Origin of the sequence: Limnohabitans sp. Rim8 (assembly GCF_945901735.1) — a bacterium.
In the GTDB taxonomy this organism is placed as follows: Bacteria; Pseudomonadota; Gammaproteobacteria; order Burkholderiales; family Burkholderiaceae_C; genus Limnohabitans_A.
Map to the genome: position 1 here is coordinate 51,820 of NZ_CAMDLM010000021.1, position 19,535 is coordinate 71,354.

Consider the following 19,535-nt stretch of genomic DNA (forward strand, 5'->3'; position numbering starts at 1 on the left):
ACATGAAAAAAATACTGCTTTTGGGTTCTGGTGAACTCGGCAAAGAATTCGTCATCAGTGCCAAACGCCTGGGCTGCCACGTCATCGCCTGCGACAGCTATGCGGGTGCGCCCGCCATGCAAGTGGCTGACGAGTTTTGCGTGTTCAGCATGCTCGATGAAGCCCCACTGCGCTCCGCCATTGCTAAATACCGACCTGATTTGATCGTGCCCGAGATCGAAGCCATCCGCACCGAAGTGCTGCTGGACGTGGAAAAGCAAGGCTTTGAAGTCATCCCCAGCGCCCGCGCCGCCAACCAGACCATGAACCGCGACCGCATCCGCGATGTGGCCGTGGGTCTGGGCGTGCGCACCGCTCAATTCAGCTACGCCGGCTCGGCCACCGAGCTGCAGGCCCGAGCCACCGAAATCGGTTTCCCGGTCGTCATCAAGCCCGTGATGAGCTCATCGGGCAAAGGCCAAAGCGTCGCCAAAACCGCCGCCGACGTGCAAGCCAGTTGGGACTACGCCTGCGCTGGCATGCGTGGCGACCGCCAAAAAGTCATCGTCGAAGAGTTCATCCACTTCGAGTTTGAAATCACCCTGCTCACCATCCGCCAGCGCAACGGTCAAACCCTTTTTTGTCCACCCATTGGCCATGTGCAAGAGCGTGGCGACTACCAATACAGCTGGCAGCCTCAAGGCATGAAGCCCGAGCAACTGTTGGCAGCACAGCAAATGGCCGAAAAAGTCACCACCGACCTAGGGGGAGCGGGCTTGTTTGGCGTGGAGTTTTTCGTGACGCAAGACGAAGTGATCTTCAGCGAACTGAGCCCCCGCCCTCACGACACCGGCATGGTCACCCTCATCAGCCAAAACCTGAGCGAATTTGATTTGCACGCCCGGGCCATTTTGGGCTTGCCGATCCCGAACATTGAATGCGAGGAAGGGGCCAGCGCCGTGGTGCTGGCCGACAAGGATGGCCAAAACCCCCGCTTCACGGGCGTCGAAGCTGCCCTGAGCGAGCCGGGCGTCGACGTGCGAATTTTCGGCAAACCCACCACGCGGCCTTACCGCCGAATGGCCGTGGCGCTGGCCCAAGGCGCGAACGCCCTGCAGCGCGCACGCGAAGCCGCGGCCAAGATCTCGGTGGTGGTCTAAACCCATGAGCAACATCCTGGTCACGGGCGGCGCGGGCTACATCGGCTCGCACACGGTGGTGGAACTCTTGAACGCGGGGCACCAGGTGGCCATCGTCGACAACCTGTGCAACAGCAGCGCCAAGGTGCTCGACCGGATCGAGGCCCTCGCAGGAAAGAACTTCAGCTTCATGCAGGCCGATGTGCGCGATGGCGCCGCGCTCGACCGGATCTTTGCCGAACACCGCATCGACGGCGTCATCCACTTCGCGGGCCTCAAAGCCGTGGGCGAGTCGGTGGCCCAACCGCTGCGCTACTTCGACAACAACGTGGGCAGCACCTTGGCCTTGCTGCAAGCCATGGACCGCGCGAACTTACGCCGCATCGTGTTCAGTTCGTCCGCCACGGTGTACGGCGACCCCGAGCAGGTGCCCATCACCGAAGGCAGCCGCCTGCAAGTGACCAACCCCTACGGCCGTACCAAACTGATCTGCGAAGACATCCTGCGCGACCTGCAACAGGCCGACCCACGCTGGCATGTGGCCATCCTGCGCTACTTCAACCCGGTGGGTGCGCACATCAGCGGCACCATCGGCGAACACCCCCATGGCATCCCCAACAACCTGATGCCTTTCATCACCCAAGTGGCGGTGGGGCAACGTGAGTTTTTGAGCATCTTCGGCCAGGATTACCCCACACCCGATGGCACAGGGGTGCGCGACTACATCCATGTGGTCGATCTGGCGCAGGGGCATCTGGCCGCGCTCAAGTACCTGCATGACCGCCAAGCCAGCATCACCGTCAACCTGGGCACCGGACGCGGCGTGAGTGTGAAAGAACTGGCCGACACTTTTGCCCGTGTGACGGATGTGCCTGTGCCCTACCGCTTTGTGGAGCGCCGCCCTGGTGATGTGGCCGCTTGTTTTGCCGACACACGCCTGGCCCAAGAAGCGCTGGACTGGCAGGCGCAGCTGGGCGTTGAGCGCATGTGCCAGGACGCCTGGCGCTGGCAATCGAACAACCCCAAAGGGTATTGACCCAAGCAAGCGCTCAGCCATGGCCGCCCGCCATGGCCTGGACGCTGGGCTATTGAGTGTGGGGTCGTCTCAGCGCAGGCGGCACCCGCATGCAAGTGGCTTATTTCAGCAAGTTCAAGAGGTATTGGCCGTAGCCGTTTTTGGCCAAGGGCGCGGCCAGTTTCTGCACGGCCGCCGCATCGATCCACTTTTGCGTGAAAGCAATTTCCTCAGGGCAAGCCACCATCAAACCTTGGCGCTTTTGCAGCGTGGCAATGAAGCCTGCGGCTTCGAGCAAGCTGTCGTGTGTGCCTGTGTCCAACCAGGCATAGCCCCGGCCCATGATTTCCACGTTGAGCTGGTTCAGCGCAAGGTAGCGCTTGTTCACATCGGTGATTTCCAACTCACCACGGGGGGAGGGCTGGATGTCGGCGGCGATGTCGCACACCTGCTGGTCGTAAAAGTACAAGCCCGTCACGGCGTAATTGCTCTTGGGGGCCTTGGGCTTTTCTTCAATGCTCAAGGCACGTTGCTGGTCATCAAAGTCCACCACCCCATACCGCTCCGGGTCGTGCACATGGTAGGCAAACACACTGGCGCCGTGGGTGCGTTCGTTGGCATTGGCCAAGAGCTTCACCAAATCGTGACCGTAATAAATGTTGTCGCCCAGCACCAGGGCGCTCGGGTCATGGCCAACAAAGTCCTTGCCAATGATGAAAGCCTGCGCCAAGCCATCGGGGCTGGGCTGCACCGCGTACTGGATGTTCATGCCCCACTGGCTGCCGTCGCCCAGCAATTCGTTAAAACGTGGCGTGTCCTGCGGGGTGCTGATCAGCAGCACATCGCGAATGCCCGCCAGCATGAGCGTGGTCAGCGGGTAATACACCATGGGCTTGTCGTACACCGGCATGAGCTGTTTGCTCACCGCTTGGGTCACGGGGTACAGACGGGTGCCAGAGCCGCCTGCGAGGATGATGCCTTTTCGATTTGTCATGGAATTCATTTTAGGCCACCCCGCTTGACATGAACGGGCCATGCCGGCCAGGTGCAGCACGCGATGGCATGGTCAAGCCACACGCAGTGGAGAATTCGCCTGCCGGATTCCGTCGCAGCGCCGGATGAATTTCGACACGGGGCAGACGCCCCGAACAACCCTCAATTGGGCTGAATTTGCACGCGTACGGGTGGTGGCACATTGGTCTGTGGGACAAGCGGCGCAATGGGCCGGGTCACCCCTTCTGGGACTTCCAACACAACATTAGGAATGGTGCGAATTTCGACCGGAGGGGTTGACTCGGTTTTGATTTCAACGGTCCTTTCAACCGGCTGACGCACCTGCACGGTGGGCTCGCTGCCGGCTGTTGCATTGGGCTCGACCGCTTTGTCGGCAAGCTTGGGCTCTTTGCCATCTTTATTGTCTGAAGCATTTGAAGAAGACTTGTTCTCGGCCGCCTTGTCATCAGCACCCGCAGAGCTTTTCGCCTCTGAGGATCCGGCAGAGGCAGAAGCGCCTGAAGCAGCGTTAGACCCGGCAGCCCCCTCAGCGCTTGATGTAGCCGTTGAGCCACTGGACCCTGACGTTCCTGCAGTGCTTGTGCTGCTGGCACTGCCTGTGCTGGTGGTCGCGGCACCCGCAGATGGGGATGCGCCAGGCGAGGCGGCCGAAGGGGCCGCTGCTGCTGCCAAACCACCACCTTGAATGGGGGTCGAGACAGGCGCTGCCACTTGAGGCGTCTGAACCTGAACCAAGGTGGCCACAGGCGGCACGGTGAATGCGGAGTTGATGCGCGCAACCACGCTGTCAATCACAGGCGGTTTAAAGACATAGTCACTGCGATCGCTGCGCAACGACGAGTTCGACAGTGTGAAGTCAGCCAGCCCCAGCGTCTCGATTTGCGTTAACCCCACTTGCTGTGATACCGACCTTGTGTTTGGAGTCCGTCAGCATCGTCTTTTTGGTTCGATGGATTGGCCGACAGATCGGCATCGCCATGGGTCCAGCTCATGCGCCAAAAAGCGCTGGCTTTTCTGACTGAAGTCCATTCACCCGACAAGCCCAAGACACCCGATTGGACTTGGCGTTGGGACTCAAAGCCGTTGGTGATGTCGGCATAACGTGAACGGTTGAACTGGGCTGATGCCGCCACCCGCACCAAACGCGAATAAAACAAGGGCCGACTCCAGTCGACGCCCTCGGTGAGGGCAATGCCAGACACCACCGGGTCGTTGACGCCCCCCAACAAGTGGTAGCGCATGTTCGAATACGACAGGCCCAGACGAGCGCCTCTGTAGCCCACAGGCACGCTGTAGGCCAAACGCCCGTAGTTCACAGCTTGTGTGGCCATCAGGTTGGTCGACAACTGGTCGCCATGCGCACTGGGGTTGTTCCAGTTGAGGTTCAGACTGGCACGGTCCGAACCTGTGCGGGCGTGGCCCCAATTGTCCAGCGAGCCTGACCCGTCCCATGCGGGCGTTTGCTCTATGGTGGCCACCACATCGGTGGTGTTGGGGGAACTGCCGGCTTTGAGGGAGGCGCTGGCGTTGACGCCCGGCAAGGCTTGAACCACGTTCAAGGCACCCTCCAGCAGCCGCAAATTCAGCGGCGTGCCTAGAACATAGGCCTGACCAAAGGTTTTTTCAACGCGCTCGGCCGCGATCGGTAGCGATGAACGGTCCACGATTTCAAGCACACCCATCAGGCCCGCCGTCACCACCAACCGCACCACACCGTCTTGAATGTCTTGCGGCGGCAAACTCACCTGCGCCAACCAGCCCAGTTGTTGGTATGCCTCCTCTAGCGCCGGCACCACGCGGCGCAGCTCAGTCAAATCCAGTTCACGGCCCAACCACTGAGCCAACACGGCATCGATGGCTTTCTTTTCCATGACTTGACCGCCTTGCACGTCAAAGCGCTGAACCTTGAACGTGACACCCCCAGAAGCCGCCACAGGCGCAGCCGGAACGGCGATCGGTTGGGTCTGAACCGGTGCTTTGGGCTGCAGCGACTTTTGGATGTCGCGCTGAATAGATCCAGCGTCCGGCACCACATTGGGACTGGACTGCGCCAAAAGCCACGGCGTCCAAGCCAAGCCCAGGAGCAAAATGGCCCCGCGAATGGGCTTAAAAGCCATTTCCCTCATCCAGCATTCCCCGCAGCTGCAGGTGCGTTGGCTTGAGGTGGCTCGTCTTTTGCGGCCGCCGATTGGGCCTGAATTTGGGCTTGGGCCGCAATCATTTGGGTGCCCAATTGCGCCGCTTCGGCAAAGTGACGCGCGACCAAGTTTTTAAGCTCATCGATTTGAGCCATGGCGTAATGGACATCCGGAAAAATCGCGGGCATATCGACCAAACGGTCACCCTCGACCAACATGCTGGATCGCACAGCCACACCACCGCTGACAATTTGAACCACAAACACACCACGCCCCGTGATGGGGTGGCCTTCTACAGGTGCAGGAGTTGGCTGAGCTTGTTCATTTTCCACAGGGCTGGCCTCATGAGGCTTGTCCGTCATGACTTTTTTCATCTTCCATCTCACCTTCATCAACCCGGGCAATCACCCCATAAAATTGGCAAAACTGTCATTCTTTTGCCAGCGAATCGCTACTTTTTCCCCGAAAAAGTGCTCTACAAGATCAGCGATTTGATTCTGATGAAGGGATGCTAATTGATGAAAAACAAAAAAAATCAATAAAAGTCTGAATTTGAATTTAAGTAACGGCATTGTCATTTTTCTTAAATCATTGAACAGGCCAACAGCTCTATAAAATGAAGTTGCTGGGTCAATGAACCAGACAACTCCAGGCGTTTGCTGGCAGATCTGAACCGATGAATTGCACCCAGCTTGGCCCTGTTTGCTGCCAACGCCCGCAGCAGTCATGGTGCTTCTCTTCGGAAATATGGATTTTTTCCCCGGCTACTTTTCAACAAGTGGCTTTGCTGTTGGCGATGGAGGCTTGGTCAAGATGAAAGTACTGTTGGTTGAGGACGATGCACAAATCAGCGCATTGGTGATCAATGCATTGCGTCAGGCTAACTTTGATGTGGACCACACCGACAATGGCTTAATCGGCTTGGAAAAATCCGCAACAGGGCTGTACGACCTGCTCGTCTTGGACTTGATGCTGCCTGGGTTGGATGGGCTGACCTTGCTCAAGCGCATGAAAGAAATGTCTCAATGGATCCCTACACTCATTTTGAGTGCCAAAGGGGACTTGGACGACCGCTTATTGGGGTTTGAATTGGGCGCTTGCGACTACATCCCCAAGCCCTTTTATGTGGAAGAACTGGTTGCTCGCGTCCGTGCCGCTTTGGCCAAAAGAGAGGGCATCATTGAACAAAGCTTGGTGGTTGGTGATTTGCGCCTTGACAGGGTCAGTCGGCAAGCACATTGGCAGGGAAACAATGCCACCTTGAGCCAGCGTGAGTTCAGCGTGTTGGAGCTGCTCATGCGTTCTCCAGGGCATATTTTTTCAAGAAAACAAATTTTGCTGCATGTCTGGGAAATCGACTTTGACCCCAACACCAATGTGGTGGACGTGTGCATACAAAGAATCAAGCGAAAACTCACCCGCCATCAAAACACAAACGCTGAGTTACCGATTGACTCCGTTCGCGGTGTTGGATATCGGATGAAAAATAGTGCCTAAAAAAATGTCTATGTTTTTCAATAAACCCGTCAAAAAATCGTTCAAGGTTTATGTTTTTTTCCAAGTTTTCATCGCCACCGCCGTCATCATCTTGATCAACAGACAGGTCAGCCAATATTTTTTACGGTCTCAACTGACACAACAAATAGAAGCCAATTTAGTCCAAGACGCTGTGGGGTGTGGCCATCTCATGAATGACAAAGAGGCGTTTTTAATTTGCGCCTTCAATCAGAGTGGTCCCACCGACATCACACGTTCGCTGATTCAAACTTACGTCTTTTGCAGTGCGTCCCCCTCTAGCACCTCATTGACAAGCGCAGTTTGTGAAAAGCTGACTGAAACTGAGGAGCCGGTCAAGACAAACCATCCAAATGGACGCATTGGGATCGTCGGTAAAGGCAATGACCAGTGGTACGTGGCCCGGAAAAACGACAATATCCCATCGAACTACCTGCTTGCGCCCGCTTCCGCCACTTTGGAAATGGTGGTCAACGTTCGGGGGCTGCGCGATCGCAACTTGATCTACACGCTGCCATTCATTTTGTTGAGCATTGCCTTACTGACCTTTTATCTGACACAACTTTTGTTGAAACCCGTTCAGTCCATCAAAAAAACGCTGACGGTTTTGGAGCCACAGCACTTGGATCGGGCAACTGAGTTGAACAGTCCGTTTTACGAGTTCGACGATTTCTTGAAAATCTTTGATGAACTTCGACAAAGGTTACAAAAAAGTTTCACCAAAGCTCGCCGCTTTGCGTCCGACGCCTCCCACGAATTGCGCACGCCGTTGACGATTTTGAGAGGCCATGCTGAAGAAATGATCACAGAGCTGCCCATGGGCTCTGGGACTCAAATTCGAATGCGTGTCATCGCCGATCAAGTGGATCATTTGATCGATATTTCCGCCAAATTGTTGTTGCTTTCGCAAGCCGATGCCAACAGCATCAAGCTTCAATTAGAAACTTTGGACCTGAGCCAATTGGTCTGGAATTGGGCTCAAGATGCGCGCTCTTTTGACGAACGCATCGAGATCAAACACAGCATCGAACCCAGTCTCTGCTGCCAAGGGGATCGCCTACTTTTGCTGCAAGTGATACACAACTTCTACACCAATGCGATCAATTACAACATCGACAAAGGCTGGCTGCGCATCACACTCCGAAAACACGATGACCATCTTTTGTTGTGCTTTGAAAACCCCAGCGAAATGATCCCCGCAGATTTCTCAAGTCGAGCTTTTGACCGTTTCTACCGAGGACCAGATGCCCTCGCCAAAGGCATCAACGGGTATGGCTTGGGGCTGAGCCTGTGCCAAGAAATCGCCAAAGTGCATGGGGGATCCATCGCCATCGACGCCACCCATAACCGTGTTGGGATCACTCTTTGTTTGCCGATATCGGCATAAGGGATCGCTGTAGGTTTTCACGAAACTTCAGTCATTGATCGGGAGAGCATCAAAGCGTTTGGGGAGCACGATCCGCTGGCTTATTCCTGAGCCGCTTGACCTGCGTTGAGCTCAGCAGGGGAAACGCCGTACCTGCAACAGGGCTTCGGAATAAAAAAACCGCCCGAAGGCGGTGAGCATGAACCCAAGCGGACGGCGCTGTCCGCTCGAGCCAGCCAAGGCATCAGGCCTTTTTGGCCCAAGCCGAGCACCAGCCCTTGGCGGCCACTTGCTTGCCGGCAAACAGGGGGCAACCACCGGCAGCAGCACCGGCCTTGGCTTGGAACAAGGCACAGTTGGCGCAGTTGGCACCCGCCGCCATTTTTGGAAATTTGGCTTTGTCAACCTTGCTGGCGTCGGCTTTGTAAGCCAGGCCCGCAGCTTGTGGGTCTTTTTCGTCGACCATGGCTTGGGCGGCCGCCTCGCCGACCGCCAGAACGGCCGTGGCAGCGGTGGCCACTTGCATCATGAAGACACGACGGGTGGAGGGGGTGGAAGTGAAACGGGACATGCGAAACTCCTCGAAGGGTGTGTCAAAAAATTACTGGACAGTTCATTGTGCGCCACATCAGTTACCTTGTCACGCGGGGCCGGATACCCGAGCAAATCACACAGGAAAGTCCGGGCTTTTACAGGTCATCCGCCCAGGGCAGGGGCATGTCAGAATGCGGTCTGAGTTTCAAACGCATCTGACACAAAGGTTTTGACATGCTGCAACTGCTCATTGGATTGGCCCTTTTTTTGGGCATTCACTCATTGCAAAGCTTGGCCCCGCAGTTGCGCCAAAACGGCATCGTCCGCTGGGGTTCGCTGGGTTTCAAGGCCGTTTACGCGGCAGTCTCCGTGCTGGGGCTTTATTTGCTGGTGCATGGCTACAGCCAAGCACGGCTTGACCCGGTGATGCTTTGGACGCCGCCACGCGGCATGCAGCACGCCACCATTTTGCTGATGTGGCTGTCCATGGTCTTGCTGTTGGCCAGCTATGTGCCTGGCAACCACATCAAAGCCAAACTGCGTCACCCCATGACCTTGTCGGTCAAAGTTTGGGCGCTGGGCCATTTGCTGTCGAATGGCAACTTGGCCGATGTGCTCTTGTTCGGTGGTTTCCTCATCTGGGCGGTGTTGGTCTTTCGCGCCGCTCGCAAGCGCGACCGCCAAAGCCTGCACAGCGCGCCTGAGGGCAAGGTCATGAGCACCTTGATCACGGTCGCGCTGGGCACAGGCGTCTGGGCGGCATTTTTGATGGGTGGCTTGCACCTGTGGCTGGTGGGCGTGATGCCCTTCACACGGGCCGGCTGAGCAAACTGCGTCGCGAAGGACTTGACGGCCTTCAAACCGCTGGAATTAAAAAAATTGACTTTTATTCCACTCAGGAATAAGATCACCGGTTGTTCATCATCACCCTTTGGACAACACGCATTCTGCTCACAAGGCGTTTGCACAAGCTTCGATTGACCTCGACCACCTTGCCCTGTTGAGCTGCAGGCTCAGGTATTTTTCTCACAGCTCTGCGCAAGCCCCTGGATGGTTTGCGACTCGATTGACTTTGATTTCTCCGATACCCACCCGTTCGGGCTCCCCGGTAGTTTTGCCCTCGACACCCTCTTTTTGTTCTGGCCTTGGCCGAACCTCTGCCTTAGCCTCTGCGCAACGCGTCCTCGACACGACGCGCGACTGGCTGCAAAACAGTTCTAAAGCCCAACCCATGTGCTGAAACCGAAAGGCTTTGCACGTTTCCCTGCGGCTTCTGTCAAGAAGTCGCTTTTTCCTGCATGTCGGCTTTGGTTTGAAGCTGCCATGCCACCTCTCTGAAAGGCTCAACCATGAGCAGCAAAATTTACGTGGGCAACTTGCCCTACACCATCGACGACGCCAGCTTGCGTCAAAACTTTTCCGAGTTTGGTGGCGTGTTGTCGGCCAAAGTCATGATGGACCGTGACACCGGTCGCTCCAAAGGTTTCGCCTTTGTCGAAATGTCCAGCGCCGAAGAAGCCCTGGCCGCCATCACCGGATTGAACGGCATGTCGGTCAGCGGTCGCTCGATCGTGGTGAACATCTCCAAGCCCAAAGAGCCCAGCACCGGCTACGGCAGCGGCTACCGCGACACCCGCAACTGATTTTTTCAGTCGTCTTCAAAAAAGCCGCTTCACAGCGGCTTTTTTTGTGTCTGCGCCAGCGCTGCGCTGTCGGCAAAACGCAGGCTAGCCGTGGCCAGTGTTGAATTGCAACGCGGCCAAGCTGGCGTAAAGCCCACCCTTGGCTTGCAACTCGGCGTGGGTGCCTTGCTCCATCAGGCGGCCGCGCTCGAGCACCCAGATCACGTCGGCGCGTTGTACCGTGGCCAGGCGGTGCGCAATCACCAGCGTAGTGCGGCCGACCATGGCTTTGTCCAACGCGGCTTGCACCATTTTTTCGCTTTGCGCATCGAGCGCGCTGGTGGCCTCGTCCAGCAGCAAAAGCGGTGGATTTTTCAGGATGGCCCGTGCAATGGCGATGCGTTGGCGTTGTCCGCCCGACAAGCGCACGCCGCGGTCGCCCAGGTAAGTGTCAAAGCCCTCGGGCAATTCGCGGATGAACTCTTGCGCGTACGCGGCCTCGGCGGCGGCCAGCACCTCTTCTAAGCTGGCCTCGGGGCGGCCGTAGCGGATGTTCTCGATCACCGTGCCAGAAAAAATCACCGGCTCCTGCGGCACGATGGCCATGCGCTCGCGCAGGTCGTGCAAGTCCATCTGGTCGATCGGTACACCGTCCAGCACAATGCGGCCCGATTGCGGGTCATGAAAGCGCATCAGCAAATCGAACAAGGTGGTTTTGCCCGCGCCACTCGGGCCCACCACGGCCACCGTCTGGCCCGGTCGGATCTGGCCTCTGAGTTGGTCCAGCGCCCAGGTGCCAGGGCGCGAGGGGTAATGAAAGCGCAGCGATTCGAGCTGCAAAGATGAGCCGCCTTGCGGCCAAGGTGCTTTTTGTGGCTGAGCGGAGACCTTGAGGTTGGACTCGGTGTGCAGCAACTCCATCAGGCGCTCAGTGGCACCGGCCGCGCGCAGCATGTCGCCGTAGACCTCGCCCAGCACCGCAAAGGCACTGGCCAGCAAGATCACGTAAAACACCGTCTCGCCCAGCTGGCCTGCGGTGCTGGTGCCCGCACGCACGGCCAGCGTGCCCATGTACAAGCCCCACAGCAGCACCGCGCTGGACGCCATGATGATGAAGCCCACCAGCACCGAACGCGCGCGGATGCGCTTGAGTGCCGTGCCCAAGGCTTTCGTGGTCGACTCGATGAAGCGGCGCGTCTCGCGGCCTTCGGCGGTGTAACTTTGCACCACGCTGATGGCGTTGAGCACCTCAGAGGCCATGGCGCTGGAATCGGCCACCCGGTCTTGGTTGGCGCGTGACAAGCGGCGCACCCGGCGGCCCAGGTAGACGCTGGGGAAAATCACCGCCGCCAGCACCGCCACCACCTGCAGCATGAGCACGGGGTTGGTCCACACCAGCATCAAGAGCGCGCCGGTGCCCATGACCAGGTTGCGCAGGCCCATGGAAAACGAGGAACCCACCACGGTTTGAACCAAGGTGGTGTCGTTGGTGAGGCGCGAAAGCACTTCGCCCGATTGCGTGGTTTCAAAAAAAGCGGGGCTCTGCTGGAGCACGTGGCCGTACACCGCGTTGCGCAAGTCGGCGGTGATGCGCTCGCCCAACCAGCTCACCATGTAAAAGCGCCCGGCAGAAAACACCGCCAAAGCCGCGGCCACGGCAAACAATTGCAAAAAGTTGCCCGACAACTGCTCAGCCGATGCACCCGTGGACAGCCCTTGGTCGATCAATTGGCGTAAAACCCAAGGAAACGCCAATGTGGTGCCAGCGGCCAGCAACAAAAACAGGGCCGCAAAGCCCAAGCCGACGCGGTAAGGCTTGAAGAAAGGGAGCAGGCCCGAAAGCGATTGATGAGGAGCAGCCATGAGCGATCAGAAAAACCGGGACAAAACAGGAAACTTGATGAGCTCATCAAGCATAACGGCAAACCGACGGGTGCCCGGGCGCTTTGCGCCGCCTTGGCTTCAGGGCCACCACCTCCCTTTGGCTCAGCCGCCGCACCGGGTTTAAAGTCCGATCACCACATTGCCCACCGTCTGCCCCGCCTCCACCGTGCGGTGCGCCAAGGCCACCTGGTCCAGCGTGAATTGTGCGCCGATGCTGTGCTGCAACTGCTGGGCGGCCAACAGACTCGACAAACGTGCCACAGCTGCTTGGCGGTCGGTCGGTGTCAGGTCATAGACCAGAAAAAACTTCACGCCCATCGACTGGTAAAGCCAGGGCCGAAACGGCAGCGGCACTTCCAGCGCGTTCGAGCCGTAGCACACGACCTGACCGTGTGGGGCCAAAGCACCTTGCGAGGCCCAGGCGGCGGTGGTCGAGAAATCCAGGTCGATGATCACATCGGCCCCACGCCCTTGGGTCACGGCCTTGACGCGTTCGGGCACCGATTCGGTCTTGTAAAAAATCGCCTCTTGCATGCCTGCTGCGCGGGCGTGCGCGGCTTTGGCCTCAGAACCCACGGTGCCGATCACCCGCCCTCCCACCTGCGTCACCATTTGCGTGATGTAGTGACCCACCGCCGATGAGGCACCGGTGACCAGCACCGTTTGCCCACGCAAATCACCGCTCAGACGCTCGGCCAAGATCACCGCCTGCACCGCCGTCAGGCCCGGAATGCCCATGCAGGCGCCCGCTGCAAAGTCAGTGCCCGCTGGCAAGGCCACCGCCTGCGCAGCAGGCAAGGCGATGTATTGCGCGCAGGTGCCCAAGGCGCGCTGCCACTGGCCGTTCCACAGCCACACCCGCTCGCCCACGCGCGCGGCAGGCACGCCAGCCCCCACGGCTTCGATCACGCCAGCGCCGTCGCTGTGCGGCACGATGAGGGGGTCGTTCACGGGACGCGCGCGGCGCGATTTGACGTCTGACGGGTTCACGCCCGAGGTGGCCAGGCGCACCAGCACCTCACCGGCTTGGGGGCTGGGCGTGGGCAAATCGCCCACCTGCATCACGTCTTGGGCTTCGCCATTGCGGCTGTACCAGGCTGCTTTCATGAAAGGTCTCCTGAGGATGAAAAAAAAGGCCTGCTCAGCGCCAGCCGTCCCACAGGAGCTTGCAGCCCGTGAGGAACATGCCCAGACGAATCAGGCGGTAAAACAAATCGGGCTGCAGGTGACGCGCCACGCGCACCCCCAACCACACGCCCATCGGGGCCAGTGGCAAGAGCACCAAAGAGGTCGCGAAGTTGCGCGAGTCCAACAAACCCAGCCAAGCATAGGGCACCCACTTGGCCATATTAATGAAGAAAAAAAGGTACGCCAACGTGCCGGTGTACAAAATGGGATTGAGTTTTTGGCGCATGACATAGGCGTTGACCGGTGGCCCGCCCGCATGCGCAATAAAGCTGGTGAAACCCGAGGTGATGAGCAAAAGCCCACCCAGCCAGCGCGGCGGCGGTGGGCCGTTGGGGTCGGGTTTGAAGAGCATTTGCTGGGCCAAAAACAGCAAAGTAAACGCCCCCACAATGGCCGCCACCCGCTGCGCATCGAGCAGTTTGAACAACAAGGCCCCCAGCACAATGCCCACCATGGCAAAGGGCACCATGAAGCGCAGAAGCGCTCGGTCCACGTCCTTGCGAAAAGCGGCCAAGCCCAGCAGGTCCATCACCAGCAAGACGGGCATCAAAATCGCGGCCGCCTGCGGCACCGTGACGGCCAGCGCCATCATGGGCACGGCCAAAGAACCAAAGCCAGCACCAAAACCACTTTTGCTCACCCCCAAAAGCAACACGGCCGGAACAGCGATCAGGTAGAAAAATGGGTCGGTGATGAGTGGAAAGTTCATGGTCATGGGGCCGGGCTTTCTATCTTAACGACCCGCCCTCCACGCACCTGTCTCGCGCCTGTCCCAAGGCGCCACCCAAAACCCTGCAACCGGCTGCCCCTTTACCCGGCAGTTCTGACAGCGCGTGCAGACCACCGGACAATAGACGTTTCTTATCCACTTGTACTTGGACCCCCATGACTCGCTCCGGCTTGAACGTTCTCGGCGGTGAATTGATCTCCTGCTCATACGACCCGCTCACGGGTTACTTCAGGGACGGCTGCTGCAACACCAGCGACGAAGACACCGGCACGCATGTGATTTGCGCCAAAGTCACGCAGGCTTTTCTGGATTTTTCAGTCTCGCGAGGCAACGACCTGGTCACGCCACGACCTGAATACCGGTTTGCGGGCCTGAAGGCGGGAGACCGCTGGTGTTTGTGCGCCTTACGCTGGCGCGAAGCCTTGCAGGCCGAGGTGGCCCCGCCGGTGGTGCTGGAGAGCACACACGAAACAGCCTTGAAGTACGTGACTTTGGCACAACTGCGCGAGTTCGCCTGGGCACCGCATTGAGCGGGGCCCGTCTCACATCATCATGCTGAGCTGAAACACCGAATTGGGCGCGCGCGGCATGACCGGAGCAGGCAAGGGCTTGAGGCGAAACTGCCCCAAAATGGAGGACAAGCGCACATCGGTCGGCATGAAGGGCACGGCCACATCGGACAAGGTTTGTGCTTGCAGCAAAGCTTGCATGTTGCTCTGGATGTCACTTTCCAGGGCTTTCATCGGGTGGTCGCCATCGGGGTAAAGGGCATCAAAGCTGTGCAACTCCTCAAAGTGCTGCACCACGTCCCACAAACTGATGTCTTCCGGGTTGCCGCGAATTTGGTAGCCGCCACCCGGGCCGCGGTGGGCGCGGATCAGGTCCGCCTCACGCAGCTCTTTCAGAATCGATTCGGTGTACGAAGACGACAAACCCAGACCGTTGGCGATCTCTTCGGTGGTCACGGGTTTGACCACCGCACGCGAAGTGATGAACACAGCGATGTCAAGGGCTTTGACGGTTTTCTTCTGGATCATGGTCTTCTCCTGTATCGGTGAGATATTCTATGACCAAGTAGTCACAAAACAACTCATAAATTTTTAATCAGCATGAAATTCATAAAAATGCGTGATATTTCAGTACAAAAAAACCGGGGCTGCAGGGCATGAAACGCCATGTGGCCGCCATCGTGGCGTTGATCACTGCCCTGCTGGTGGTCGACAGCCACGTCGACTGGGTGAGCCAAGACGGCGGGCAGCTGCTGGAGGTGAACGGCCAACGCTACGACTTGAGGGGCTGGGCAGCCGAACAAACACGGGCTTGGCAAAGCAATTGCAACGCTGGGGCACCGCGCGCCACGCTGTCCCCCAACAGCCCCACAGCCCAGGCCATCCTGCTGGCGATCCAGCAACACAGCTTGCCCGATTCGCGCAGCGCTCGCATGCTGCAGCTGTTGCAGCAAGACGGCTGGAGTGTGGCCGAGGTGGCTTTTGACACACTCAACCCCAGCCTGGTGGTGCTGCGCCTGCAGGGCGAGCAGTGGCGCGTGCAAGACCGGGCGGTGTGGAGCGGCTCGACCGCGCCTTGGCACAGCGGCGACCTGGTGCGGCGTTACCTGGGCGAGAAAGCGCCCGCGCTGCCCAAAGCCTTGCTCGATTGCGTGCAGGTCGATCCGCAGCGTTATGGTCCGGGGCCAGATGGACTGGGGCCTGTCTCGGCCCTCGGGACCAGGCCATGACGTACCGCGTGGTCTGGTTCAAACGCGACTTGCGCCTGCACGACCATGCGGCGCTCGCGCACGCGGCCGCCCAAGGCCCCGTGCTTTGCCTGTACCTGGTTGAACCCGCTCTGTGGGCGCAGCCCGATGCGGCCTTACAGCACTTCGAGTTTGTGCGGGAATCTTTGACTGAGCTGGACCAAGAACTGCGCTCACTGGGCGGCAGTTTGCAAGTGCGCATGGGGTCTGCAGTGCAGGTGCTTGGCGCGCTGCATGCACAAGCACCGTTTGCCGAACTGGTGGCACACCAAGAAACTGGCAACGCCTTCACCTACCAACGCGACCTGCAAGTGGGCGCGTGGTGCCGCAGCGCGGGCGTGGGTTGGACCGAGCTGCCGCAATTTGGCGTGGTGCGCCGCCTCAAAAGCCGCAACTCCTGGCAAGCCCTATGGGAATCGCACATGGCCGCAGCGCAAGTGGTCTTGCCCGCGCTGCAGTTCTTTGCGCCCCCTGAAAACCATGGCCCCGAAAGCATGAGCGCACCCCTTGGCCTGCAGCACAACCCCACCCAGCGCCAGCGCGGCGGGCGAAGCTTGGGGCTAGAGACACTGCACAGTTTTCTGGATGCGCGGGCGCTGGGCTACCGAGGCGGCATCTCCTCGCCGCTGTCATCGCCAACGGCGTGTTCACGCATCTCGACCTACCTGGCCTATGGCTGCATCAGCCTGCGCGAAGTGGTGCAAAGCACCCGCGCTACGCTCGACGCCCTGCCGCCGCAAGCCAGCAGGCACCGCGCAGGCCTGACGGGTTTCATCAGCCGTTTGTATTGGCATTGCCACTTCATCCAAAAGCTCGAAAGCGAGCCCGAAATCGAGTGGCGCAACATGCACCGGGGTTACGACGGCCTGCGCGAAGACGGCTGGAGCGACGCGCACTTTGCCGCCCTGACCTCAGCACGCACCGGCTGGCCCATGGTGGACGCTTGTGTGGTCATGCTCTACCAAACCGGTTGGCTCAACTTCCGCATGCGCGCCATGCTGGTGTCGGTGGCGGCTTATCCGCTGTGGCTCGACTGGCGGCCCGTGGGCCACTGGCTGGCCACCCAGTTTCTGGACTACGAACCCGGCATCCACTGGAGCCAGCTGCAAATGCAATCGGGCACCACCGGCATCAACACCACGCGGGTTTACAACCCCATCAAACAAGCACAAGACCACGACCCCAAAGGCATCTTTGTGCGCCGCTGGCTGCCGCACATGCGCCGCGTGCCTGACACCTGGTTGTTCGAGCCTTGGCGGATGCCACCCGAGGTGCAACGCCACTGCGGCCTGACGGTGGGCAGCGGGCCCGAGTCCGACATCCCCCTGCCGGTGGTCGATTTGGCCGAAGCCACGCGTGCATCCAAAGCCGCGCTGCACGCCCGTCGCGCCGAACCCGGTGTGAAGGCGGGCAAAAAAGCCATTGTCGAGAAACACGCTTCGCGCAAACACGGCACTGGCCACCAACGTGACGTGTTCACCCGCGACTCAGACACCCCAAAGACCGGCCACCGAAAGTCTGCAAAGTCCTCTTTAAGAAACACCCCACCCAGCGCCCAGCTGGGCTTTGACTTTTAAGCCATGCACACCACGCTTTTTTGGTTTCGAAACGACTTGCGCTTGCACGACCAACGCGCCTTGAAACAAGCGATTGAACATGCCCAAACCCATCAGCAAGCCCTGCTGCTGGTCTATGTGCACGAACCCGTGCAAGACGAATCCACCGTCTGGGGCTTTCGCCGCATGGGCGCGCACCGCAGGCGTTTTGTGGCCGACACGCTGCAAGACTTGCAAAACACGCTGCATGCTTTGGGCCAGCGCTTGGTGATGTTGCATGGCCCTGTGACCGAAGTGCTGCCCGCCTGCGCACGCCTGGTCCAAGCCGACACCGTGTTTTGCGAAGACATCGCTGCGCCCGAAGAAGAGGCGCAAGTGCAGGCCCTGATCGACGCAGGCCTCACCGTCAAAACCCTGTGGCAGTCCAGCCTGATTGAGCCCAACGCCCTGCCCTTTGCGGCCGAAGACATGCCGCAGGTCTTCACCGAATTTCGCCAGCGCATCGAATCGGCGCGGCTCCAACCGCTGGCACCTTTACCCACGCCAACCTTGCTGCCTGCGCCTCCAAGTGAACCATCAACCACATGGAAGAGATTCCCCGGCTGGACCGAAGACGCCTTCACGCTGCTGCAAGTGCACACCGAGGACAACGCCCAAGAAGACGCGCACCCACGCTCGAATTTTCCTTACACCCAAGCCTCATACCGGGGCGGCGAAGCCAGCGCTTTGGCCCACCTGCAAAGCTACCTTACACCCCCATGGCCCGACCGCTACAAACAAACCCGCAACGCCCTGCAAGGCCAGCACACCAGCAGCCACTGGTCGCCTTGGCTGGCCACGGGTGCGCTGTCGGCCCGCCGTATTTGGGCAGACCTCGATGCCTACGAACAACAGCACGGCAGCAACGACGGCACCTATTGGCTCTGGTTTGAGCTGCTGTGGCGCGACAACTTCCGCATGCTGCACTTGCAACACGGCCCGCAACTTTATGCCGCGCGGGGTTTGTCCAACTTACCTAAACCCAGGCACTTCCCCAAAGATTTTCAGCGCTGGTGCCAAGGCCAAACGGGCGAGCCCATCGTCGACGCGGGCATGCGCGAGTTGGCTGCCACGGGTTTCACTTCCAACCGCATGCGCCAAATCGTGGCCAGCTTTCTGGTGCACGACCTGTCTTGCGACTGGCGGGCAGGCGCGGCCTGGTTCGAGTCGCAGCTGGTGGACTTTGATGTGTGCAGCAACCAAGGCAACTGGCTGTACGTGAGCGGGCGCGGCACCGACCCGCGTGTGGGCCGCCGCTTCAACCCGACCAAACAAACCCAAGACCACGATCCACAAGGTCGGTTTCAAAAAGCCTGGCTTTCAAACTGAGACGGCCAACATGCCGCTGCGGGCACAAGGATAATGCGCAGCATGACGCTTCTCACCTCGCTCTGCGCCCTTGATCACCCCCCGCTCAGAGCCGCAGCATGCTGACCGGCGTGCTTTTCTCTTTGGCCGCTGGTCTCATGTGGGGTCTGGTGTTTGTCGGCCCGCTGTTGCTGCCCGAATACCCCGCAGCGCTGCACACCTTTGGTCGGTATCTGGCCTTTGGCCTGATCGCGCTGCCCCTGGCCTATGTGGACCGCGCCGAAATCAAGCGCCTGTGCCGCGCCGACTGGCTGACCGCGCTCAAGCTGGCGGCGATTGGCAACGTGCTTTACTACTTGTTTTTGGCCAGCGCCCTCCAGCGCGCGGGTGGTGCGCTGCCCACCATGATCATCGGCACCTTGCCGGTAGTGATCGCGGTTGCAGCCAACTTTCTCAACCACCAGCGCGATGGACGCTTTCCATGGCTTAAATTAGCCCCACCTTTGGCGCTGATCTTGCTCGGCATCGCCTGCGTCAACCATGTGGAGTGGGCCGCCCTGCTGCAAAACCCGCAGGCCGACACGGGCCGCTACATCACCGGGGCCGCGTTGGCCGTGGGTGCGGTGGTTTGCTGGACCTGGTACCCCTTGAAAAATGCCGACTGGCTGCGCGGCCACCCCGATCGCAACCCACGCGTCTGGGCCACAGCGCAAGGCCTGGCCACGCTGCCCCTGGCCCTGCTGGGCTATGCC

Annotated in this window: 21 protein-coding genes; 12 read left to right on the top strand and 9 right to left on the bottom strand. The window is 59.3% G+C overall.

What is annotated here, in order from left to right:
• Positions 1 to 2 precede the first annotated feature (2 nt).
• Together purT and galE are read left to right on the top strand one after the other, a co-directional pair.
• The gene (gene purT / locus Q0O99_RS11510; RefSeq protein WP_293751615.1) at positions 3 to 1,139 is read left to right on the top strand and encodes a formate-dependent phosphoribosylglycinamide formyltransferase; all 1,137 of its coding nucleotides are present in this window, start codon (positions 3 to 5) and stop codon (positions 1,137 to 1,139) included.
• Between the two features lie 4 nt (positions 1,140 to 1,143).
• Positions 1,144 to 2,154, top strand: coding sequence for a UDP-glucose 4-epimerase GalE (gene galE / locus Q0O99_RS11515; RefSeq protein WP_293751617.1), 1,011 nt, complete (start codon positions 1,144 to 1,146; stop codon positions 2,152 to 2,154).
• A gap of 100 nt (positions 2,155 to 2,254) precedes the next feature.
• Here galE and rfbA read toward each other — a convergent pair whose 3' ends face one another.
• Positions 2,255 to 3,127 carry a glucose-1-phosphate thymidylyltransferase RfbA gene (gene rfbA / locus Q0O99_RS11520; RefSeq protein ID WP_293751619.1) on the bottom strand — a complete coding sequence of 291 codons (873 nt, stop codon included), beginning with the start codon at positions 3,125 to 3,127 and terminating at the stop codon, positions 2,255 to 2,257.
• A 420-nt stretch (positions 3,128 to 3,547) separates the two neighbouring features.
• On the opposite strand from rfbA, the gene Q0O99_RS11525 reads away from it, so the two are divergent.
• On the top strand, positions 3,548 to 3,832 hold the full coding sequence (locus Q0O99_RS11525) for a hypothetical protein (RefSeq protein WP_293751621.1): 285 nt from the start codon (positions 3,548 to 3,550) through the stop codon (positions 3,830 to 3,832).
• A 199-nt stretch (positions 3,833 to 4,031) separates the two neighbouring features.
• Here Q0O99_RS11525 and Q0O99_RS11530 read toward each other — a convergent pair whose 3' ends face one another.
• The 3 genes from Q0O99_RS11530 to Q0O99_RS11540 are packed head-to-tail and all read right to left on the bottom strand — an operon-like array spanning position 4,032 to position 6,013.
• Positions 4,032 to 5,264: a ShlB/FhaC/HecB family hemolysin secretion/activation protein gene (locus tag Q0O99_RS11530; RefSeq protein WP_293751623.1), complete on the bottom strand. Its 1,233-nt coding sequence runs from the start codon at positions 5,262 to 5,264 to the stop codon at positions 4,032 to 4,034.
• Positions 5,265 to 5,269: 5 nt separating this feature from the next.
• The gene (locus Q0O99_RS11535) at positions 5,270 to 5,647 is read right to left on the bottom strand and encodes a hypothetical protein (RefSeq protein ID WP_293751625.1); all 378 of its coding nucleotides are present in this window, start codon (positions 5,645 to 5,647) and stop codon (positions 5,270 to 5,272) included.
• Between the two features lie 42 nt (positions 5,648 to 5,689).
• Positions 5,690 to 6,013 carry a hypothetical protein gene (locus tag Q0O99_RS11540; RefSeq protein ID WP_293751627.1) on the bottom strand — a complete coding sequence of 108 codons (324 nt, stop codon included), beginning with the start codon at positions 6,011 to 6,013 and terminating at the stop codon, positions 5,690 to 5,692.
• Here Q0O99_RS11540 and Q0O99_RS11545 point away from each other — a divergent pair.
• Positions 6,012 to 6,782 carry a response regulator transcription factor gene (locus tag Q0O99_RS11545; RefSeq protein WP_293751629.1) on the top strand — a complete coding sequence of 257 codons (771 nt, stop codon included), beginning with the start codon at positions 6,012 to 6,014 and terminating at the stop codon, positions 6,780 to 6,782. The two genes, Q0O99_RS11540 and Q0O99_RS11545, sit on opposite strands and share 2 nt — an antisense overlap.
• Positions 6,783 to 6,792: 10 nt before the next feature.
• Positions 6,793 to 8,187, top strand: coding sequence for a HAMP domain-containing sensor histidine kinase (locus Q0O99_RS11550; protein WP_293751631.1), 1,395 nt, complete (start codon positions 6,793 to 6,795; stop codon positions 8,185 to 8,187).
• 223 nt (positions 8,188 to 8,410) lie between these two features.
• Here Q0O99_RS11550 and Q0O99_RS11555 read toward each other — a convergent pair whose 3' ends face one another.
• Positions 8,411 to 8,737: a high-potential iron-sulfur protein gene (locus tag Q0O99_RS11555; RefSeq protein ID WP_293751633.1), complete on the bottom strand. Its 327-nt coding sequence runs from the start codon at positions 8,735 to 8,737 to the stop codon at positions 8,411 to 8,413.
• A gap of 197 nt (positions 8,738 to 8,934) precedes the next feature.
• On the opposite strand from Q0O99_RS11555, the gene Q0O99_RS11560 reads away from it, so the two are divergent.
• Positions 8,935 to 9,525: an NnrU family protein gene (locus Q0O99_RS11560; protein ID WP_293751635.1), complete on the top strand. Its 591-nt coding sequence runs from the start codon at positions 8,935 to 8,937 to the stop codon at positions 9,523 to 9,525.
• 524 nt (positions 9,526 to 10,049) lie between these two features.
• Entirely contained in the window at positions 10,050 to 10,343 is a 294-nt protein-coding gene (locus Q0O99_RS11565) for an RNA-binding protein (RefSeq protein WP_293751637.1), read from the top strand.
• 84 nt (positions 10,344 to 10,427) lie between these two features.
• On the opposite strand, the gene Q0O99_RS11570 is transcribed toward Q0O99_RS11565, so the two are convergent.
• The 3 genes from Q0O99_RS11570 to Q0O99_RS11580 all read right to left on the bottom strand — a co-directional run bounded on the left by Q0O99_RS11570 (position 10,428) and on the right by Q0O99_RS11580 (position 14,103).
• Positions 10,428 to 12,185, bottom strand: a complete 1,758-nt coding sequence (locus Q0O99_RS11570) for an ABC transporter transmembrane domain-containing protein (protein ID WP_293751639.1) — start codon at positions 12,183 to 12,185, stop codon at positions 10,428 to 10,430.
• A gap of 141 nt (positions 12,186 to 12,326) precedes the next feature.
• Complete coding sequence (locus tag Q0O99_RS11575; protein ID WP_293751641.1) at positions 12,327 to 13,313, bottom strand: NADPH:quinone reductase; 987 nt, start codon at positions 13,311 to 13,313, stop codon at positions 12,327 to 12,329.
• Positions 13,314 to 13,347: 34 nt separating this feature from the next.
• Positions 13,348 to 14,103 carry a sulfite exporter TauE/SafE family protein gene (locus Q0O99_RS11580; RefSeq protein ID WP_293751643.1) on the bottom strand — a complete coding sequence of 252 codons (756 nt, stop codon included), beginning with the start codon at positions 14,101 to 14,103 and terminating at the stop codon, positions 13,348 to 13,350.
• A gap of 176 nt (positions 14,104 to 14,279) precedes the next feature.
• Here Q0O99_RS11580 and Q0O99_RS11585 point away from each other — a divergent pair, with 176 nt between their 5' ends.
• A complete protein-coding gene (locus Q0O99_RS11585) occupies positions 14,280 to 14,654 on the top strand; it encodes a DUF2237 domain-containing protein (protein ID WP_293751645.1) in 375 nt (124 codons plus the stop codon).
• Between the two features lie 12 nt (positions 14,655 to 14,666).
• Here Q0O99_RS11585 and Q0O99_RS11590 read toward each other — a convergent pair whose 3' ends face one another.
• Entirely contained in the window at positions 14,667 to 15,161 is a 495-nt protein-coding gene (locus tag Q0O99_RS11590; RefSeq protein WP_293751647.1) for an Rrf2 family transcriptional regulator, read from the bottom strand.
• A 128-nt stretch (positions 15,162 to 15,289) separates the two neighbouring features.
• Between Q0O99_RS11590 and Q0O99_RS11595 the strand changes: the two genes are divergently transcribed.
• The 4 genes from Q0O99_RS11595 to Q0O99_RS11610 all read left to right on the top strand — a co-directional run.
• Positions 15,290 to 15,862 (top strand): hypothetical protein, encoded by a 573-nt coding sequence (locus Q0O99_RS11595; RefSeq protein ID WP_293751649.1) that lies wholly within the window; start codon positions 15,290 to 15,292, stop codon positions 15,860 to 15,862.
• The gene (locus Q0O99_RS11600) at positions 15,859 to 17,457 is read left to right on the top strand and encodes a cryptochrome/deoxyribodipyrimidine photo-lyase family protein (RefSeq protein WP_293751651.1); all 1,599 of its coding nucleotides are present in this window, start codon (positions 15,859 to 15,861) and stop codon (positions 17,455 to 17,457) included. The genes Q0O99_RS11595 and Q0O99_RS11600 overlap by 4 nt, the downstream gene beginning before the upstream one ends.
• A 3-nt stretch (positions 17,458 to 17,460) precedes the next feature.
• Positions 17,461 to 18,804 carry a DASH family cryptochrome gene (locus Q0O99_RS11605; RefSeq protein ID WP_293751653.1) on the top strand — a complete coding sequence of 448 codons (1,344 nt, stop codon included), beginning with the start codon at positions 17,461 to 17,463 and terminating at the stop codon, positions 18,802 to 18,804.
• 98 nt (positions 18,805 to 18,902) lie between these two features.
• The coding region (locus Q0O99_RS11610) for a DMT family transporter (protein ID WP_293751655.1) at positions 18,903 to 19,535 on the top strand (633 nt) is incomplete at its 3' end.

Coding starts and splice junctions, on each gene's coding strand:
- Q0O99_RS11545 (WP_293751629.1), top strand. CDS start 6,012: ATGGTGCTTCTCTTCGGAAATATGGATTTTTTCCCCGGCTACTTTTCA.
- Q0O99_RS11555 (WP_293751633.1), bottom strand. CDS start 8,737: ATGTCCCGTTTCACTTCCACCCCCTCCACCCGTCGTGTCTTCATGATG.
- Q0O99_RS11550 (WP_293751631.1), top strand. CDS start 6,793: ATGTTTTTCAATAAACCCGTCAAAAAATCGTTCAAGGTTTATGTTTTT.
- Q0O99_RS11535 (WP_293751625.1), bottom strand. CDS start 5,647: ATGACGGACAAGCCTCATGAGGCCAGCCCTGTGGAAAATGAACAAGCT.
- Q0O99_RS11600 (WP_293751651.1), top strand. CDS start 15,859: ATGACGTACCGCGTGGTCTGGTTCAAACGCGACTTGCGCCTGCACGAC.
- Q0O99_RS11575 (WP_293751641.1), bottom strand. CDS start 13,313: ATGAAAGCAGCCTGGTACAGCCGCAATGGCGAAGCCCAAGACGTGATG.
- Q0O99_RS11530 (WP_293751623.1), bottom strand. CDS start 5,264: ATGGCTTTTAAGCCCATTCGCGGGGCCATTTTGCTCCTGGGCTTGGCT.
- Q0O99_RS11590 (WP_293751647.1), bottom strand. CDS start 15,161: ATGATCCAGAAGAAAACCGTCAAAGCCCTTGACATCGCTGTGTTCATC.
- Q0O99_RS11605 (WP_293751653.1), top strand. CDS start 17,461: ATGCACACCACGCTTTTTTGGTTTCGAAACGACTTGCGCTTGCACGAC.
- Q0O99_RS11585 (WP_293751645.1), top strand. CDS start 14,280: ATGACTCGCTCCGGCTTGAACGTTCTCGGCGGTGAATTGATCTCCTGC.
- galE (WP_293751617.1), top strand. CDS start 1,144: ATGAGCAACATCCTGGTCACGGGCGGCGCGGGCTACATCGGCTCGCAC.
- Q0O99_RS11595 (WP_293751649.1), top strand. CDS start 15,290: ATGAAACGCCATGTGGCCGCCATCGTGGCGTTGATCACTGCCCTGCTG.
- Q0O99_RS11540 (WP_293751627.1), bottom strand. CDS start 6,013: ATGACTGCTGCGGGCGTTGGCAGCAAACAGGGCCAAGCTGGGTGCAAT.
- Q0O99_RS11580 (WP_293751643.1), bottom strand. CDS start 14,103: ATGAACTTTCCACTCATCACCGACCCATTTTTCTACCTGATCGCTGTT.
- Q0O99_RS11565 (WP_293751637.1), top strand. CDS start 10,050: ATGAGCAGCAAAATTTACGTGGGCAACTTGCCCTACACCATCGACGAC.
- Q0O99_RS11570 (WP_293751639.1), bottom strand. CDS start 12,185: ATGGCTGCTCCTCATCAATCGCTTTCGGGCCTGCTCCCTTTCTTCAAG.
- purT (WP_293751615.1), top strand. CDS start 3: ATGAAAAAAATACTGCTTTTGGGTTCTGGTGAACTCGGCAAAGAATTC.
- Q0O99_RS11560 (WP_293751635.1), top strand. CDS start 8,935: ATGCTGCAACTGCTCATTGGATTGGCCCTTTTTTTGGGCATTCACTCA.
- rfbA (WP_293751619.1), bottom strand. CDS start 3,127: ATGACAAATCGAAAAGGCATCATCCTCGCAGGCGGCTCTGGCACCCGT.